Source organism: Methylobacterium sp. E-012 (genome assembly GCF_057836545.1).
This window is the reverse complement of the sequence record NZ_JBYQEY010000001.1, coordinates 1,133,618-1,149,505: the sequence shown is the minus strand read 5'-3', so window position 1 is coordinate 1,149,505 and position 15,888 is coordinate 1,133,618. Positions and strand designations below refer to the sequence as shown.

Genomic DNA, 15,888 nt, shown 5'->3' with positions numbered 1-15,888 from the left:
ACGGGGCAGCTTGTGAAGAGATGACCTGACCGGCCGGCTTTGGACCGGGCTGATTGAGAGGATCAGCCTGGTGCGGAGATGTTGGGGATGAAGCGAGGACAGAGGCCGAGCGCGGAACAGGTCGTGCTGATGCTGCGCCAGATCGAGGTGCAGACGGCACAAGGGAAAAGCATCGGCGTTGCCTGTAAGGAAGCGGATGTCTCCGAGCAGAGCTACTACCGCTGGCGTAAGGAGTACGGCGGTCTGAAGGTTGATCAGGCCAGGAAGATGAAAGATCTGGAGCGCGAAAACGCTCGGCTTCGTCGGCTTGTGGCGGATCTATCTTTGGTGGGTCAGGTTCTGGCGGACGTCGCCTCGGGAAACTTGTAGCCCCCGAGCGACGCAGGCAGACGGTCGACGTCATTCGGGAGAAGTATGGTCTCTCGGAACGTCACGCCTGCGGGATCGTCGGCCAGCACCGGGGCGCGCAGCGCTACGTGCCCACAGTGCCGGCCGACGAGGATGCGCTGACCCGAGCCATCGTTGCCCTGGCGTCCGAGTACGGGCGCTATGGCTACCGTCGTGTCACCGCGCTGCTGCAGGCAGGCGGCTGGCAGGTGGGCAAGAACCGGGTTCAGCGCATCTGGCGTCGCGAGGGGCTCAAGGTCCCCAGCCGACATAAACCCCGCAGCCGCCTCTGGCTGAACGACGGCTCGTGCGTGCGCCTGCGGCCACTCCACTGCAACCACGTCTGGAGCTTCGACTTCGTGCAGGCCCAGACCCACGACGGCCGGAGCCTGCGCATCCTGACGCTGATCGATGAGCACAGCCGGGCGTGCCTCGCCTTGAAGGTGGCGCGGCGCATCAACAGCCTCGGCGTAATCGAGACCCTGGCAGAGGCGATGTGCCTCCACGGCATCCCGGAGAACATCCGCTGCGACAATGGTCCCGAGATGATCGCGAAGGCGTTGCGCAAATGGGTTGCCAAAACTGGTCCGCAAATCCAGTACATCGCGCCAGGATCACCGTGGGAGAACGGGTATTGTGAGAGCTTTAATGGCAATCTGCACGTCGAGTGACTGCGCCAGGAGATATTCTACTCGCTGAAGGAGGCACAGATCGTAATCGGCCTCTGGCAGAACACCTACAACCGCGTCCGGCCCCATTCGTCGCTAGGCTATCGGCCACCCGCGCCCCTCAGCTTCCCGGATCTGGCCTTCCAGCTACCCATGGGCGTGACCATGCAGTAGCCTCGCAACTGGCCCGGTCTAAAATACCGGTCAGGTCACCATTGGCAAACAAGCGGCTTTTTCTTTGTCAAAAACGCATCTGACCCCGATATGACCCCGCCCCGGAAGCGTGTGGAAAACCCTGGCCCATGAGGGGTCGTGACCACGTTCAGGCAGCACTGCGGGTGCTTCGTCGGCAGGATTCTGGAGAGTAGTCTGGTAGCGAAAGTCCGATTATCGCGGTCATCTGAACGTCGGAGGCCAGTATATTCCTTTCGCCGGGATACGCGCCGCTCGGCGTTCAACCTCCGCGAACCGCAGTCTCGATCCTCGTCTCCGTTACAGGTCCCAGGGCGGACGCGGCTGCCAGGATGCGGTTAGGAGTTCGACGAACGCGGTTACCTTCGGCGGCAGCAGTCGACGGGCTGGGTAGACGACCGCCAGGGCTTCGCCTTCCGAAGCCTGACCCGCGAGGATCGGCACCAATCTGCCGTCGCGGAGTTCGTCCGAGATGAGGAAGGTGGCCAACTGGCCGATACCGAAGCCCGCGACGACCGTATCGCGTAGCCCTTCGGCGTTGTTTGACGTCAGCGAGCCCCCGGCGGCGACCATCCGTTGTTTCCCATTCTCGCGAAACCGCCATTCGACAGGGCGGCCGCCGTGGCAGAACGTCAGGCAATCGTGGTCCGCCAGATCGCCCACCGTCACGGGCGTCCCACGCTGCGCCAGGTAGTCCGGTGCGGCACAGGTCACGAGTGCGTGGGGCGCGACCTTCCGGCTGACCAGATTGCTGTCGACCATGCCGCCGACGCGGACCGCAACGTCGATCCCCTCGCCGACGAGGTCGACGTAGCGGTCGTTGAAGCTGACGTTCACGCTTACCGCAGGCCAAAGCCGCATGTAGCGCTGAAGGATGGGGAGCACCTGCAGGCGTCCGAGCGACACCGGGACGTCGATCCTCAGGCGGCCGGTCGGTGACACGCCCCGCGCCGATACGACCGCTTCCGCGGCTTCCAGGGACACCAGGATTTCTGCACACCCCGCGTGGAACGTCGCGCCCTCGTCGGTGAGCGTCACGCTGCGCGTCGTCCGATGCAGCAGGCGTACGCCGAGGCGGGCCTCCAGACGCGTGATCCGCTTGCCGATTGTCGAGCGCGACAGGCCCAGCCGCTCGGCGGCTACCGTGAAGCTCCGGGCGTCCGCCGCATGCACGAACGCGACGATGTCCTCGATCCGTTCAGGAGACATGACGGGCGCCCCGTCCCGCGCGTTCCGCATGGGTGCGTGGGGTCCGCCCGTCCCCGGTATCCTGCCGGGACGCCGCAAGGGCGCCCCGGTTCGGACGATCAGCGATCCTGGAGCGTACCGGTGTGCAGCAGGTGACGGACATCGGCGGCGACCTGGTTGCGGGCGCCGAGCCTCTCGATCAGCTGGGCCGGACGGCTGCCCCGCAATCCTGCGAGCGTCAGTTGCTTGTCTCGGACATAGGTGTAGACGCCGCTGACCGCAAACGGCGTGGCATACGCCACGCCCCGACCCAAGCCTTCGCAGGCCCGGACGAAGGCGTCGGACGCGTAGAACGTGCTCCGCTCCAGCGGCGACGCGAATGCGAGGTCGAGGATCGCGATCAGGCGACGTTCGGCCGGGACCTCGTGGCCGACGTTGGGCGCCGGGGGAGCCGGCTTGGCGTTGTCGTAGGGGTCCGGCAGGTGGAGGCGGACCCGCAGCACCGCCTCCTCGGCGGCGAGCGCCCGGGCGAGACGGCCGACGCGTTCGCCGAATGCCGCCGCATCGTCGTGGGCGGCACCGAGGTGGAGGTGGATGCGGTCGAGCCCGTCGTCGGCGTTCGGGGAAGGTTCGGCGACCCGGTCGACCAGCGTGGTCGAACCTTTCGGTAGCGCGTAGGCGACGGTGGCCGCGAACATGTTCTGCTCGTCGGCGAACAGGATCGGGCAAGCCTCGTTGAAGGCGGCCTGGTCCTCCGCGGAATGGAAGCCGATCTCGACGCCACCGTCGAGGTCGTAATCCGGGAACGGGCGGATGCCCTCCATGGCAGGCCAGAGGCGGGCGTCCTGCTCGCGGGCGAGATGGGTCTGCACGTACCAGCCGAGGCCCGGAATGCGTGAGCAAAGGGGGCCGTGCACGTCCCGCCAGTAGGTGGCGAACAGCTCATGCGGCACCATCGGATGGCGCAGCACCGTAGTGTATGAGTTGATCGCGATGACGTTATCGCGGTTGGCGTAATCGACGGATGTCGTGAGCTTTGGCAAGGTCGTATCCTTCGGGCGAAGTGGGGAAGCGAGTGGGTCAGGCGGCGGTGTAAATCGGGTAGTCGACGTACCCGGCGGCGCCACCACCGTAGAAGGTCGCCTTGTCCGGGACCGCCAGGGGGAAGCCTTCCCGCAGCCGGGCGACAAGGTCCGGATTGGCGATGAACGCTTGCCCGAATGCGGCGAGGTCGATGGTCCCCTCGGCGATCAGCGCATTCGCGCGTTCCAACGTCATCCCGCCAGCGAGGATGATCGCGCCGGTTGGGAAGGCAGCGCGCAGCTTTTCCCAGAAAGGGGGCTGGGCCGGGATGGCATCGACCGACATCTCGCCGGTATCAAAGCCCGATTGGTCCATGACGTGGACGTAGGCGATGCCGCGCCCGGCAAGCTCAGACGCCAGCGCGAGGTAGGTCTCCTCCGTCCCATCGTAGGCGGGCATGTCGAACAGCCGGCCGTAGGGCGAGATCCTGAGGCCGATTTTGGCTGAGCCGATCCGAGCCGCGATGGCGTCGACAACCTCCAAGGTGAAGGCTATGCGGCCGGTGACCGTCGATCCCGAATAGCGGTCGGTACGGTCGTTCACGTGTGGGTTGAGAAACTGCTCGTGCAGGTAACCGTTGGCACCGTGGATCTCGACGCCGTTGAACCCGGCCCCGATGGCATTCGATGCCGCGGTCGCGAAATCGTCCACCACGCGGCGGACCTCGTCCGTCGACAGGACGCGGGGACGGGAGGTCTCGACAAAAGTCGGCTTGCCGGCCTCGTCGTAGGCATACGCTTTGGCGCCCGCCGCCGGTTTGGCCGACGCGCTGACCGGGAGGCCATGGTCCCTTTGGAGGGACGTGTGCGACACGCGTCCCACGTGCCAAAGCTGCGCGAACATGCGGCCGCCGGCGCCGCGCACCGAATCCGTGACGATTCTCCAGCCTGCGATTTGCTCGGGCGAGAAGATGCCGGGGTTGAACAGGTAGCCCCGCCCTTCCGCAGTGATGGTCGTACCCTCAGAGACGATCAGTCCGGCCGTCGCCCGCTGCGCGTAGTAAAGCGCGGTCATTGCGTCCGCCGCATCGTTTGAGGCCCTGGACCGTGTCAGCGGCGCCATCACGATCCGATTGGGCAGTTCCAAACCGGCCAGGGAAAACGGGGAGAACAGGGGCGACACGAAATTCCTTCCGAACAGGGCGACCGGTCCATTCCTCCGCCAGGCACCTCATCCTGAGATATGGGCGCGGAACGCTCCCGGAAGGCACCTCGGTTCCGATCTGTAGGGACACAGCGTCCCCAATCGGCCGCCACGTCGAGGATGCCGGTCATGCCAAGCGGACGTCCCACTGTCTGGTTCTCATCGCGGAGCATCCGATGCGGAGGTTGGGGGCTCATGCAGGAGGCGACGAGGTTCTCCGCTGGGTCGCCTCTGCCGGGACGGCAGCAAATGGTCGAGGCAACTGGTTCGAGCGGCTTGGGGGCGACGAGTTCGGCCTCTTGCTGCAGGCCAGCACGGTCGCGGCGGCCATATTCCGGTTGGAGACGATACACCGGCGCCTCAGTGACGGCCTCCGAGGGTCGGGCCATCCTGTCGGCATCACCATGGGAGCCGTCGACGCACGGCCCGGGACCACCCTGGATCGGGCGACGGGGATCCGCGAAGCCGACCGCTTCATGTACACCGCCAAACGCACGCGAAGGGGCGGGTTTAGCATCGAGATATTCGGAGGAAGCGCCGTCCCCTCGTTCTCGACGAGAGGTGCGGGGAAGGCGCCCGTCGCTGCCGCGTCAGGCATCCCCTCCAGGCTGGTGAGCTTGCCGCCAGGTCTTGAGGCGCAGCGTGCGACGCCGTTCCAAAACCATCTCCCGACACGGCATGCTCACCCGCAACCGCCTCTCGCGGGACGGTCGCCCCAGGCGCAGGACACGCATAGGCGGTCCGCTGCATGGTTTTGCAACGATTGCTGCACCGCACAGTTGATGCCCAGACCCCATGCGCCAGCCGCATATCGTCAGGGCCGAACGTTCCGATCCGTCTTGCCACCGGTCGTTCGACAGCCCGACCTTCGGCGTTGACCAACCCAGATATTCATAAGAGATCCCATGAGCATCGCCTCCGCCCTCGGTCTGACGTCGGGCAAGAAGATCCGCTATGCCTTCGTTGCCCTCGGTGACATCGCTCAGGAAGCCATGTTGCCCGGCGTCGAGCACACCGGAAACTCCGAGGTCGTGGCCTTCGTCACCGGCGACCCCGAGAAGGCACGTGGCGTCGGCAAGCAGTACGGCGTCACCGACACCTACACCTACGAGCAGTTCGGCGAGCTCCTCGCCTCGGGCAAGATCGACGCGATCTACCTCGCGACCCCAAATTGGCGCCATGCCGAGTTCGCGATCCCCGCCCTGAGGGCCGGCATCCACGTGCTGGTCGAGAAGCCGCTGGAGATCTCCACCGCCAAGTGCCGCGAGATCCTGGATGTCGCGAAATCCTCTTCCGCCAAGCTGATGGTGGCCTACCGGCTTCACTTCGAGCCGGCGACGCTCGCGACCATCGACCTGATCCGCGCGGGAAAGCTCGGCGAACTCCTGACGTTCTCGGCGACCTTCACCCAGATGGTTTCGCCCGAAAACCACCGGGCGACGAGCGGCGTGGAGGCCGGGCCAGTCTTCGACATGGGCCCCTATCCGGTCAATGCGGCCCGTTACGTCTTCGGCGACGAGCCGACCGAGGTGGTCTCCGCCATCGGCGTGCGCCACCCCGAGGCGGGCCTGGGGGACTTCGACGACACCGTCGCGGTGACGTTGCGTTTCCCCGGCAATCGCCTCGCCCAGTTCGTGCTGTCCTACTACGGCAACACCCTCGACACCTACGCGGTGGTGGGCACGAAGGGCAGTGTCGAGGTCAACCCGGGCTTCATGTACGGCAAGCCCCTGGAGCACACCGTCACGCTCGGCGAGGCCAAGAGCCACGAGAGTTTCAAGAACACCGACCATTTCGGCGGTGAACTCCACTACTTCTCCGACTGCATCCTTAACGACAAGGACCCAGAGCCCGATGGGGAGGAAGGCTATGCCGACGTGCGCGTGCTTGAGGGCATCGTCCAGGCGCTCAAGAACAATGGGTCGGTCAAGCTGGAGCCGTTCGAGCGCACGAAGCGAATCGATACGTCGGCCCAGCGAGAAACACTGAAGGCCCGCAAGTCGCCGGACCTCGTCAACACCTCGAATCCCGGCAAGGGCAAGGACAAGGTCCCCGTGAACTGACGCACTCCGAAGTCGGACGCGGCATGGATGTTGGCGGAACGGGTAGGCGGACGGGAATGAACGGGAAACGTACAGCTATGGTGACCGACGGGGCCTCGATCCGTCCCGCCGCGACACCCGATGACGACCGTGCATGCCTGGGCGGCTCCGGCACATGACCCTCGTCGACCTGCCCGAAAGCGCTCGCCAGGACCTCGACGAGGCGATTGCTCCGGCGACACCTGTCCCCACCGTACATCCGACCCTCGTCCTCGTGGCGTTGGCGATGGGTGGCTTCGCCATCGGCACGACCGAGTTCGCGGCGATGAGCCTGTTGCCGGCCTTCGCGCCCGATCTGGGCATCGACGCGCCGACGGCCGGTCACGTGATCAGCGCCTACGCGCTCGGTGTCGTCGTCGGTGCCCCCGTCATCGCGGTCCTGGCCGCCCGGATCGCGCGGCGCACGCTGCTCATCGGCCTGATGACGCTGTTTGCCCTGGGCAACGTCCTCTCCGCCCTGGCGCCGAGCTATCACTGGATGCTGGCATTCCGATTCATCGCCGGCCTGCCGCATGGCGCCTATTTCGGGGTGGCGGCCCTGGTCGCCGCGTCTTTGGTGCCGCGCGCCAAGCGTTCCCAGGCGGTCTCGCGCGTGATCGCCGGGCTTACCATCGCGACCGTTGTCGGCGTACCGCTGGCCAACGGGATCGGGCAACTCGTGGGCTGGCGTTGGAGCTTCGGCCTCGTGGCCGCCCTGGCCGTCGCCACCATCGCCCTGGTCCGCCTCCATGCGCCGCTGGGGGCGCCGGCACCTGGGGCGAGCGCGCTGCGGGAACTCGGCGCGCTGCGGAGCGGGCAGGTCTGGCTGACGCTCGCCACCGGCGCCATTGGGTTCGGCGGCCTGTTCTCGGTCTACACCTACCTCGCCTCGACGATGCTGGAGGTCACCCACGCCTCCCCCGCCGCAATCCCGGCGATCCTGGCCTTGTTCGGTCTCGGCCTGACATTCGGCAATCTTGCCTGCGCCTGGGCGGCCGACCGAGCGCTGATGCCCGCGGCCGGGGCGACCCTGGTCTGGAGTGCCGTCGCCCTCGCACTGTATCCGTTCGCCACCGGCAGTTTGTGGACGTTAGGTCCCGTTGTGTTCCTTATCGGTTGCGGCGGTGGCCTCGCCACCATCCTGCAAACCCGCCTCATGGACGTGGCGGAGGATGCGCAGACCCTGGCCGCCGCCCTCAACCACTCAGCATTCAACCTTGCCAACGCGCTCGGGCCCTGGCTTGCCGGCCTCGCCCTCGCTGCAGGGTTCGGCCTCCCCGCCACGGGGTGGGTCGGCGTGGCCCTTGCGCTCGGTGGCCTCGCGCTATGGGCGACCTCGATGCTGTTCGACCACCGGTACGTTCGCCATCGACAGGTGCGGTGATCGGAATTGAACGGGCCCGGGTTGATCTCTGTGTGGCTCGGATCTGACGTCTACGCCCATTCCGAAAGTCCGTGATGGGTGGTTTCCCGACCGTCCGGTTTTCGAGAGCACACTAGAACAAGCGGACGTTTGCTCCGGTCGCCAGGATCGGCCGTTTCGTACCCTTTCTGGCCGCTTCCCGCCGGTTTGCGCACTGATCGCCGCAGGCAGCACCCAAGTATGCTAACGTTGCTCTCAGCTCCGCATCTGCCGCCAAGCTGATCAGGGCTACCTCATGCGATTAGAGCGCAACGAGCGCGGCGACTGGATGCTCGATCCCGAGCAGCTCCACTCCCGACTCATGATCAATCCAGGCCTCATGCGGCAGAAGATGAGGCTCGGCCTTGTCACCAGCCGGATCGAAAAGGGCGTCGATGCGGATGTCGGTAGGTCGCGCGTGACGATAAGTGTCGCCACCTCGACCTGGGAAGGGATTTTCGACGAGACGGGATCCTTGATGAGCGAGAAAGTCGTATGAGCTGATCAGGAATAACTTCGTCCAACACCTGAAACGATTTTTCTGGAAAGTTCCGCTGGCTGACTCAGTATATTTGGCAGAAACTTGAGTTTAGCCGGCTGCTTCCCTGTAGGCTCTAGCTGCGCCCCGGATTGTGGAAACACGAGGCGCACATGTCGGCTCTGTCGCTAGGTCACGCACGGAGTTCGACGGCGCTCATGCGTCGGCCAGAGTGACGGGGTGGCCGAGAAAGGCGAGCCGGCCGCCCACCTCCACTATAACCCTCGCTATTACGCCGCCAACGTGTTCGACATGGATGATTAAGGTCTGGAACTCGTCCATAGGGGCTGCCAGCGGGCTTCGTCCCGAAAGTCATGTCCCCGCGACGTGTGGGCCGAACCTGGTCGGTACCGAGACGAGATCAACGATGAAGTCCCGGGTCAACAGGTTGGATGGTCTTTTGATGTAGCAGGAGCGTTCGGTCGACGAATCTTCCACTCCCCGTGCGACCGAACACCGATACGTAAGCCTACGGCAGAGCGCCGATCATCCCCTTAGCCTGGGTCATCGTGTTTTCGCAGGCGCGCTTTTCCCCCCGCTGGTCTTCGGCGCCAGCCCGGATGATGAGGGTCCTGGCGACAGCGACGTGGTCGGCGGTCGAGACCATGTCGGGATCGCTTGGGGCGTCGAGGCGAGCCGTGGTGACGCCATGGGTCGAACCGGTCCGGAGTGTATGCCCGGCTTGGAGGCCGGCGACTTGCACGGCCCCGGCGCTGTCGAGGCGACGCTCGATGGTGCCGATCTGCTCGGCGCAGGAGGATGCCATCGCGGGAAGCGGGGCGATGGCGAGGGTGAGGGCCGCGAGGGTGGGGATAACGCGCATCGGGGTAGCCTTCGGCTTAACGGCAGCATCGCGGTTCCGCCCGTCGAGCGTTTGACCCGATGCCGTCCCTCACCCGTCGATGCGAGGGTAGCGCCTTCTCAAGGGTACGCCTCTCGTTTTGCTGCGTCGCAACATGAAACGCGGGGCAGGTCCGCGTTCCTTGTATCCGCCATCATATCAGAGGGATGCCGTGCCGTTCGCCTGCGATGCCGTTCGAGAGTCACCCATGGTCGGGTGAGTCGAGCGGCATCCCCACGGTGACCCGAAGGCCGTCCGGATCGTAGTCGATGGCCACCTCGGCATGGACCTGGGTAGCGAGGACGCGCTTGAGCAACCGCGATCCGAAGCCTTCCCGGGTCGGCAGCACGACCGGCGGCCCGTCGTGCTCTTTCCAGACCCAGGTCAGCCGGGGCCCGGACTTCGTCTCTTCCAGGGTCCACGTCACCGCGATCCGCCCGCCGAACTCGGCGAGGGCGCCGTGCTTGGCGGCGTTGGTGGTGAGTTCGTGTACCGCCATGCCGACCGGCACCGCGAGCCACGACGGAAGGACGACATCCGGTCCCTGCAGGCGGATGCGGGTCTCGCCACCATCCTCGTAGGGCGCCAGTTCGGCTCGAAGGAGATCCTGGAACGGCACGGACTGGAACCGGTCCTCGGTGAGAAGGGCGTGCGTCTTTGCGAGGGACGCGATCCTCCCGCCGAACGCGTGCTGGAATTCCGGCATGGTAACGCTGCTGCGAGCGGTCGAGCTCATGATGGCCTGGACGGTGGCCAGCGTGTTCTTCACCCGGTGGTGAAGCTCGCGCACCAGGAACTGCTGATGTTCGAGCGCGGCCTTGCGCTCGGTCACCTCGCGCTGGGCGGAAACCCAATGGAGGATCCTGCCCCCGTCATCGACGACGGGCGTGATCAGCCATTCGACGGCATAGGTCGTCCCATCCTTGCGATAATTCAGGGCCTCCCCCTGGAAACGCTCTCCGGCCCGGAGCGCCGTCCGCATAGCGTCCAACACGCGCCGGTCGGTCAGCGGCCCCTGCAGGAAACGCGGCGAACGACCGATCACCTCGTTCACGGCATAACCGGTCATGCGTGCGAAGGCGGGGTTGGCATACTCGATGATCGGCCCGGGCTCGGCGAGGTCGACCGATGTGACGAGGATCGCCTCGCCGGTAGCCTCGACGGCGGCCCTAAGGAAGGCCGCATCGATGTCCGGGCTCGCGGCGGCGAGGACGGGGTGTGGAGCGCCGTGCATGGCAGTCTCCGAAGGCTCGACGGTCGGATTGCAGATCGGGGATGAGGCGTGAACCCGCGGCGAGCAGGCGGGACGAGGGCATGCCGCCGAGGGCAAGTCCAGCCGGACGGGCCGAATACGTCGGCATTTCGATTCTGAGGCGGGATAACTGCGGGATGCGAAGCACCCGTCACGGGCGTCGGGACGCGCTTAGCCCAGAATTTGGGATTTCGCCCCATCCCAACAAGCGACCAGGATCAGGGTTGAGAACCCGAGGGTGCGGCCGAACCGGTCCATGGCCTTCCTCGCCTGACGTGCTTCCCCGTCCCTTTCGTTAGGCATCGGCCAGATGCGCTTGTCATGCATCCCGGCCGAGCCGGTCCTTACCGCATCCGACATGCCTTCGGCTTGACCGTGGCAGAGGGCCTGCGAACCATTGTCCTGGCTGCCCATGCTCATCCTACCATCTGTCGATCTGTGATCGGACCCAGGCGGGGCCGCCCCTCGAACACCGGCATGTGCTGCTGGTAGTCATCGAGGATCTCCCTTTCGAGCGCCTGACGCTGAACGTCCTCAAGGTCGGCGAGGATATCCTCGCCCCATGCGTCGCGTACCGAGAGCAACCTGACCACGCCCCCCTTCGTCTCGAACTCCACTATGGCCTCCGCCTGGGCGTACTGGTCATGCGGGTCGATGCAGGCATGCAGAGGCATCGGCGTGCTCTAATATAAATACAAGGTAGAGGAAGTCGCGCTTGGCGACTCCCAAGCGCGATCCGGGAAAAGCCCGATGCGCGGGAGTGAGGCGGGGGCGCGTTGGCCCGCGCATCGGCGTGACGACGGATAGATCGCCAGGATAAGTAGGCTAGCAGGGTTCGGGACGGGAGACCGAACGATTTACGGAGATCCGCTAGGCATAAAAGCGGGCCTCGACGACTGTACTTCCCACTCCAGAAGGATCATCGATTTCAATCGGCAACGCCAGGGTCAACCAGGATAGCCAGCGATGATCGATGAGAACTGGCCTCATTATTTCGCGGCTTATCACAGTCCTGGTCCGGAATGGGTTGACGGTACGCCGTACGACCGGCAGCTCGGCTTCGAAGATCATGTCGCATATATCGCTGATTGTCGGAGCAAGGGCTGGATCGTCCCCGACAATCCTTTCCGGGAGGCATCCGACGATGTTTCGAGGATCTTCGTATTCGGAAACGTGACGATCTTCAGGGCCACAGACCTTGAGGAGGCGATGAGGCTCGGGGCGGACGATCCCACCGTTCGGTCCGGGATGCTGAACGTCGAGGTCGCGCCCTGGGCTGTCCCGTCCCACGGATGAACGTGCACGGGAAGCGACCTGCTTGACCAAAAATCTCGCGTTCCCCGTGATCCGGGGGCCCACGATCAACCGACATGGAGATCGACATGCGTAAGTTAGAAGGACGGGTGGCCATCGTCACAGGGGCGTCGAAGGGCATCGGGGCGGGGATCGCGCTGCGCCTGGCGGCGGAAGGGGCGAGCGTCGTCGTCAACTACGCCCGGAGCGTCGAGGCGGCGGAAAGGCTCGTCATGACGATCAGGGACGCCGGCGGGAAGGCAAAGGCGATCCAGGCGGACGTTTCCAGCCCCAGAGAGATCACCAAGCTGTTCGACGAGGCCGTCTCGGCGTTCGGACAAGTCGACATCCTGGTCAACAATGCCGGCATCTACGAGTTCGGCGACCTCGCCGGCATCACGCCGGAATCGATAGACCGGCAGTTCGGCCTCAACGTGAAGGGGCTGATCCTCGCGACGCAGGCGGCGGCGAGGGTGTTCCCCCCCACGGGCGGCGTGGTGGTCAACATCTCGTCCGGCGCCGGCGTCACCCCCATCGCCCAGGCGCAGGTCTACAGCGCCACGAAGGGCGCGGTCGACAGCCTGACCCGCTCGCTCGCGCTCGAACTCGGGGCGCGCAAGATCTGCGTGGTCGGCGTCGCGCCCGGCCTCGTCGCAACGGAAGGCACCAGCGGGATGGGCGAGGAGGGCGCGGCCCCGTTCGTCGCCCGTACGCCGCTCGGCCGCATCGGTCAGCCCGCAGACATCGCCGCCACGGTCGCCTTCGCGGTCTCCGACGATGGCGGCTGGATCACCGGCGAGACCATCCAGGTCGGTGGCGGGCTGCGGCTATAGCCTGACGGCTCCGGCATGAGCGACTTCCATCCATCCACGAGCCGGGACTGACAATCACGGACCACAAGACCGAACAAGGTGTGATCGCATGCGACACGAATTGATCGTTCCGGCCATCCTAGGGTTCGCGCTTGCCGGCCCGGCCCTTGGCCAGTCGGATCCCTATCGGCAGGCACCGAGCGCCCTGTTCCACGGCAACTATTGCGGCCCCGGGAACAACGCCCCTGCACCGCCCATCGATGCCCTCGATGCCGCCTGTGCCCGCCATGACGCTTGCAGCCCGAACAGTGGGCCCGCCACGAAAGCCTGCAACCTTCGCCTGCAACGAGATGCCGAGGCGATCTCGCGGGATCCCCGGCAGCCGAACGACCTCAGGACCCTCGCCGGGTTCGTGTCGATGGGGGCTTCGATGATGATGTCGACCGGTGTGCCCCATGCGGGGATACCGGTCGGTCGGACCTCGAACCGAAAACTTCACGCTGCGGATCACCGCCCGGAATTCGGAGCCGTCCGACGGTCGAGCGACAGGGTTTCCGACGCCCGCGCGCATCAGGGACCTTTCAGCTCTGTCAGGAGAAAGTCCGCGAAGGCCCGAGCCGAGGGCTTCATGGCATGACCGCTCGCGAAGACAGCATGAAGTTCCACCGTATCCATATCCCAGTCCTTCAGGACTCGAACGAGGGCGCCGCTCTCAAGCTCCCGACGGCACGCGCCCAGCACCGACGAGATGATCCCGAGCCCTGCCACGGCGGCCGCGATGGCCCCCTCGTGCACTGACGCCTTCAGCCGGCTGTCGACGCCGATGGAGAGCTCTTGTCGCCCCTTGCGGAACGACCAGGTCGAAGGATGCCCGGGACCGAGGACGAACGCGTGGTCGGTGAGGTCGTCGGGCTTGGCCGGCACGCCCTTCAGGGCAAGGTAGGCCGGCGCCGCCGCGAGGACGCGGGGCCAGACGGCGACGAGCCTCGCCGTCGCGGTCGAGTCGCTCAGGCTTCCGAACCGCAGCGCGAGGTCGACGCCTTCGTTCACCAGGTGCTGGCGCTGGTCGTCCATCATGGGGTCGACGCGCAAGTCGGGGGGGCACTCCATGAAGCGGGCCAGCCGCGGGATAATCTCGCGGATGCCAAGGCTCGACGAGAGGCCGATCCGTAGCGTCCCACGAAGCTCGGCCGACCCCCGCGCCTCGTGATCGGCCTCCTCAAGGGCCATCAGGATCGGCTCGACCCGCGTCAGGTACTGCTCGCCGGCATCCGTCAGGGTCACGGCACGCGTGGTCCGCGTGAATAGCGCTGCGCCGACCTCGCTTTCCAGGGCCGCGATGATGCGCGAGGCCGAGGGCTGCGACAGTCCGAGGTCGCGTCCCGCGCCCGAGAAGCTTCCGGAGCGGGCCACGCGCACGAAAAGCTTGAGGGCAACGAGACGATCATTCATGTCTGGGATGAATATAACAAAGTTGAAAGCAATGGCTAGTGGCACGGTTTGGAATGAATGATCGTCGTTGACAGTTAAACACGCCGACCACCGGCAAAATTCGTAGGAATACTCAGATGCTCGCATTGGCCGACAAGACAGCGCTCGTCACCGGAGCCTCCAAGGGCATCGGGGCCGCCATCGCAAAGGCTCTCGCCAAGGCCGGTGCCACCGTGATCGTCAATTATGCGACCAGCCAGGCCGGTGCGGAGAAGACCGTCGCCGAGATCCGCGCAGCCGGTGGGCGCGCCCATGCCATCCAAGGGGATTTCTCGAAGCCCGACCAGATCAACCGCGTCTTCGTCGAGATCGAGAGCAAGTTCCGGACGTTGGACATCCTCGTCAACAACGCAGGGGTCTACAAGATCGGTCCCTTGGAGGATGTGACGCCAGCCGAATTCCACCGGCAATTCGACCTGAACGTTCTGGGACTGCTGCTGTCGACCCAGGCGGCCGTCCCCCTGTTCGGACCCGGAGGCGGCTCGATCATCAACATCGGCTCCACGGTCGGCAAGATGGCTCCGGCCAACAGCGCCATCTACGCCGCGACCAAAGGTGCCGTCGATTCGGTCACGGTCTCGTTGTCGAAGGAGCTCGGCGCCCGCAAGATCCGGGTGAACAGCCTCAATCCGGGTCTCGTGGAAACCGAGGGCACCGTCACCGGGGGGTTCCTCGGGGAGAGCGATTTCCAGACCTTCGTCGTGGCCACCACTCCGCTGGGTCGCATCGGCCAGCCCGACGACATCGCCAACGTTGCCGTCTTCCTGGCGTCCGACGCAGCTGCGTGGGTGACCGGCCAGCAGATCGTCCTGGCCGGCGGGCAGACGATGTGATGGGTCCGGTCGGCCCTCGACCCTGAGTGGACGCCCGACGCCGAACCCCGACCGGACGCGACGGGAGATCGTCCCGCCGGGACGGGACGTTCATCCGTCCCGAACACCCTCCGGTCTCGGTCGCGACATCCAGGCTAGGTCGGTCCCGCCCCGGTCCCGCACACTCGGGGCCCGATCCTGGAACCTTCCACGACGAGCGCTTCGACCGTCTCAACCATGGGCCCCGGGAGTACCATCGCGATGATCCTCACCATCAACGGTTCGCGCCACGAGGCCGACGTCGAGGGCGACACGCCGCTCCTCTTCGTCCTGCGCGACACGCTGGGCCTCACCGGCACCAAGTACGGCTGCGGCATCGGCCAGTGCGGGGCCTGCACCGTGCTCCTCGACGGTCAGGCGACGCTTTCATGCCAGATCCCGGCCGACAGCGCGAAGGACGCCAGGATCGTCACCATCGAGGCCATCGAGGGGGATGCCATCGGTCGCAAGGTCGTTGCCGCCTGGGTCGCGGGGCAGGTGCCGCAATGCGGCTACTGCCAGTCGGGGCAGGTCATGGCCGCCACCGCGCTGCTCCAACAGACCCCTAAGCCCTCGGACGACGACATCGCCAACGCGATGACGAACCTGTGCCGGTGCGGGACCTACAACGCCATTGCCGCCGCCGTGCGGCAGGCCGCGGCTTGA

General features: G+C 65.7%; 17 protein-coding genes and 1 pseudogene. 9 read left to right on the top strand and 9 right to left on the bottom strand.

Features of this window, described 5'->3' with window-relative positions; genetic code table 11:
• The first annotated feature begins 87 nt into the window (after window positions 1–87).
• Window positions 88–1,229: pseudogene (locus tag AC3IF1_RS05460) on the top strand (IS3 family transposase).
• Window positions 1,230–1,547: 318 nt separating this feature from the next.
• On the opposite strand, the gene AC3IF1_RS05455 reads toward AC3IF1_RS05460, so the two are convergent.
• The 3 genes from AC3IF1_RS05455 to AC3IF1_RS05445 form a co-directional block, all read right to left on the bottom strand.
• Window positions 1,548–2,456: a LysR family transcriptional regulator gene (locus AC3IF1_RS05455; protein WP_489216385.1), complete on the bottom strand. Its 909-nt coding sequence runs from the start codon at window positions 2,454–2,456 to the stop codon at window positions 1,548–1,550.
• Between the two features lie 98 nt (window positions 2,457–2,554).
• Window positions 2,555–3,478 (bottom strand): EthD domain-containing protein, encoded by a 924-nt coding sequence (locus tag AC3IF1_RS05450; RefSeq protein ID WP_489216383.1) that lies wholly within the window; start codon window positions 3,476–3,478, stop codon window positions 2,555–2,557.
• 37 nt (window positions 3,479–3,515) lie between these two features.
• Entirely contained in the window at window positions 3,516–4,640 is a 1,125-nt protein-coding gene (locus AC3IF1_RS05445) for an alkene reductase (RefSeq protein WP_489216381.1), read from the bottom strand.
• Between the two features lie 197 nt (window positions 4,641–4,837).
• Here AC3IF1_RS05445 and AC3IF1_RS05440 point away from each other — a divergent pair, with 197 nt between their 5' ends.
• The 4 genes from AC3IF1_RS05440 to AC3IF1_RS05425 all read left to right on the top strand — a co-directional run bounded on the left by AC3IF1_RS05440 (window position 4,838) and on the right by AC3IF1_RS05425 (window position 8,643).
• Complete coding sequence (locus AC3IF1_RS05440) at window positions 4,838–5,539, top strand: diguanylate cyclase domain-containing protein (RefSeq protein ID WP_489216379.1); 702 nt, start codon at window positions 4,838–4,840, stop codon at window positions 5,537–5,539.
• 27 nt (window positions 5,540–5,566) lie between these two features.
• Window positions 5,567–6,724 carry a Gfo/Idh/MocA family protein gene (locus tag AC3IF1_RS05435; protein WP_489216377.1) on the top strand — a complete coding sequence of 386 codons (1,158 nt, stop codon included), beginning with the start codon at window positions 5,567–5,569 and terminating at the stop codon, window positions 6,722–6,724.
• A 154-nt stretch (window positions 6,725–6,878) separates the two neighbouring features.
• A complete protein-coding gene (locus AC3IF1_RS05430) occupies window positions 6,879–8,126 on the top strand; it encodes an MFS transporter (RefSeq protein ID WP_489216375.1) in 1,248 nt (415 codons plus the stop codon).
• A 274-nt stretch (window positions 8,127–8,400) separates the two neighbouring features.
• On the top strand, window positions 8,401–8,643 hold the full coding sequence (locus tag AC3IF1_RS05425) for a DUF6522 family protein (RefSeq protein ID WP_489216373.1): 243 nt from the start codon (window positions 8,401–8,403) through the stop codon (window positions 8,641–8,643).
• A 195-nt stretch (window positions 8,644–8,838) separates the two neighbouring features.
• Here the strand turns inward: AC3IF1_RS05425 and AC3IF1_RS05420 are convergent, their stop codons facing one another.
• The 5 genes from AC3IF1_RS05420 to AC3IF1_RS05400 form a co-directional block, all read right to left on the bottom strand.
• Window positions 8,839–8,964 (bottom strand): hypothetical protein, encoded by a 126-nt coding sequence (locus AC3IF1_RS05420; RefSeq protein WP_489216371.1) that lies wholly within the window; start codon window positions 8,962–8,964, stop codon window positions 8,839–8,841.
• A gap of 187 nt (window positions 8,965–9,151) precedes the next feature.
• A complete protein-coding gene (locus AC3IF1_RS05415; RefSeq protein ID WP_489216369.1) occupies window positions 9,152–9,505 on the bottom strand; it encodes a hypothetical protein in 354 nt (117 codons plus the stop codon).
• Between the two features lie 220 nt (window positions 9,506–9,725).
• Window positions 9,726–10,757, bottom strand: coding sequence for an HWE histidine kinase domain-containing protein (locus AC3IF1_RS05410; RefSeq protein WP_489216367.1), 1,032 nt, complete (start codon window positions 10,755–10,757; stop codon window positions 9,726–9,728).
• A 189-nt stretch (window positions 10,758–10,946) separates the two neighbouring features.
• Complete coding sequence (locus AC3IF1_RS05405) at window positions 10,947–11,189, bottom strand: hypothetical protein (protein ID WP_489216365.1); 243 nt, start codon at window positions 11,187–11,189, stop codon at window positions 10,947–10,949.
• Between the two features lie 2 nt (window positions 11,190–11,191).
• Window positions 11,192–11,449, bottom strand: a complete 258-nt coding sequence (locus tag AC3IF1_RS05400; RefSeq protein WP_489216363.1) for a hypothetical protein — start codon at window positions 11,447–11,449, stop codon at window positions 11,192–11,194.
• A 292-nt stretch (window positions 11,450–11,741) separates the two neighbouring features.
• On the opposite strand from AC3IF1_RS05400, the gene AC3IF1_RS05395 reads away from it, so the two are divergent.
• Together AC3IF1_RS05395 and AC3IF1_RS05390 are read left to right on the top strand one after the other, a co-directional pair.
• The gene (locus AC3IF1_RS05395) at window positions 11,742–12,071 is read left to right on the top strand and encodes a YciI family protein (protein ID WP_489216361.1); all 330 of its coding nucleotides are present in this window, start codon (window positions 11,742–11,744) and stop codon (window positions 12,069–12,071) included.
• 86 nt (window positions 12,072–12,157) lie between these two features.
• Entirely contained in the window at window positions 12,158–12,901 is a 744-nt protein-coding gene (locus tag AC3IF1_RS05390) for an SDR family NAD(P)-dependent oxidoreductase (protein WP_489216359.1), read from the top strand.
• A 549-nt stretch (window positions 12,902–13,450) separates the two neighbouring features.
• Here AC3IF1_RS05390 and AC3IF1_RS05385 read toward each other — a convergent pair.
• Window positions 13,451–14,458: a LysR family transcriptional regulator gene (locus tag AC3IF1_RS05385; protein WP_489216357.1), complete on the bottom strand. Its 1,008-nt coding sequence runs from the start codon at window positions 14,456–14,458 to the stop codon at window positions 13,451–13,453.
• Between AC3IF1_RS05385 and AC3IF1_RS05380 the strand changes: the two genes are divergently transcribed.
• The gene (locus tag AC3IF1_RS05380) at window positions 14,449–15,204 is read left to right on the top strand and encodes an SDR family NAD(P)-dependent oxidoreductase (protein WP_489216355.1); all 756 of its coding nucleotides are present in this window, start codon (window positions 14,449–14,451) and stop codon (window positions 15,202–15,204) included. The genes AC3IF1_RS05385 and AC3IF1_RS05380 overlap by 10 nt on opposite strands.
• A 240-nt stretch (window positions 15,205–15,444) precedes the next feature.
• The gene (locus AC3IF1_RS05375; protein WP_489216353.1) at window positions 15,445–15,888 is read left to right on the top strand and encodes a (2Fe-2S)-binding protein; all 444 of its coding nucleotides are present in this window, start codon (window positions 15,445–15,447) and stop codon (window positions 15,886–15,888) included.

What these genes read in the sequence shown, in the direction of transcription:
- AC3IF1_RS05455 (WP_489216385.1), bottom strand. Translation starts at nt 2,456, where the DNA reads ATGTCTCCTGAACGGATCGAGGACATCGTCGCGTTCGTGCATGCGGCG.
- AC3IF1_RS05440 (WP_489216379.1), top strand. Translation starts at nt 4,838, where the DNA reads ATGCGGAGGTTGGGGGCTCATGCAGGAGGCGACGAGGTTCTCCGCTGG.
- AC3IF1_RS05435 (WP_489216377.1), top strand. Translation starts at nt 5,567, where the DNA reads ATGAGCATCGCCTCCGCCCTCGGTCTGACGTCGGGCAAGAAGATCCGC.
- AC3IF1_RS05430 (WP_489216375.1), top strand. Translation starts at nt 6,879, where the DNA reads ATGACCCTCGTCGACCTGCCCGAAAGCGCTCGCCAGGACCTCGACGAG.
- AC3IF1_RS05425 (WP_489216373.1), top strand. Translation starts at nt 8,401, where the DNA reads ATGCGATTAGAGCGCAACGAGCGCGGCGACTGGATGCTCGATCCCGAG.
- AC3IF1_RS05420 (WP_489216371.1), bottom strand. Translation starts at nt 8,964, where the DNA reads ATGGACGAGTTCCAGACCTTAATCATCCATGTCGAACACGTTGGCGGC.
- AC3IF1_RS05415 (WP_489216369.1), bottom strand. Translation starts at nt 9,505, where the DNA reads ATGCGCGTTATCCCCACCCTCGCGGCCCTCACCCTCGCCATCGCCCCG.
- AC3IF1_RS05410 (WP_489216367.1), bottom strand. Translation starts at nt 10,757, where the DNA reads ATGCACGGCGCTCCACACCCCGTCCTCGCCGCCGCGAGCCCGGACATC.
- AC3IF1_RS05405 (WP_489216365.1), bottom strand. Translation starts at nt 11,189, where the DNA reads ATGGGCAGCCAGGACAATGGTTCGCAGGCCCTCTGCCACGGTCAAGCC.
- AC3IF1_RS05400 (WP_489216363.1), bottom strand. Translation starts at nt 11,449, where the DNA reads ATGCCTCTGCATGCCTGCATCGACCCGCATGACCAGTACGCCCAGGCG.
- AC3IF1_RS05395 (WP_489216361.1), top strand. Translation starts at nt 11,742, where the DNA reads ATGATCGATGAGAACTGGCCTCATTATTTCGCGGCTTATCACAGTCCT.
- AC3IF1_RS05390 (WP_489216359.1), top strand. Translation starts at nt 12,158, where the DNA reads ATGCGTAAGTTAGAAGGACGGGTGGCCATCGTCACAGGGGCGTCGAAG.
- AC3IF1_RS05380 (WP_489216355.1), top strand. Translation starts at nt 14,449, where the DNA reads ATGCTCGCATTGGCCGACAAGACAGCGCTCGTCACCGGAGCCTCCAAG.
- AC3IF1_RS05385 (WP_489216357.1), bottom strand. Translation starts at nt 14,458, where the DNA reads ATGCGAGCATCTGAGTATTCCTACGAATTTTGCCGGTGGTCGGCGTGT.
- AC3IF1_RS05375 (WP_489216353.1), top strand. Translation starts at nt 15,445, where the DNA reads ATGATCCTCACCATCAACGGTTCGCGCCACGAGGCCGACGTCGAGGGC.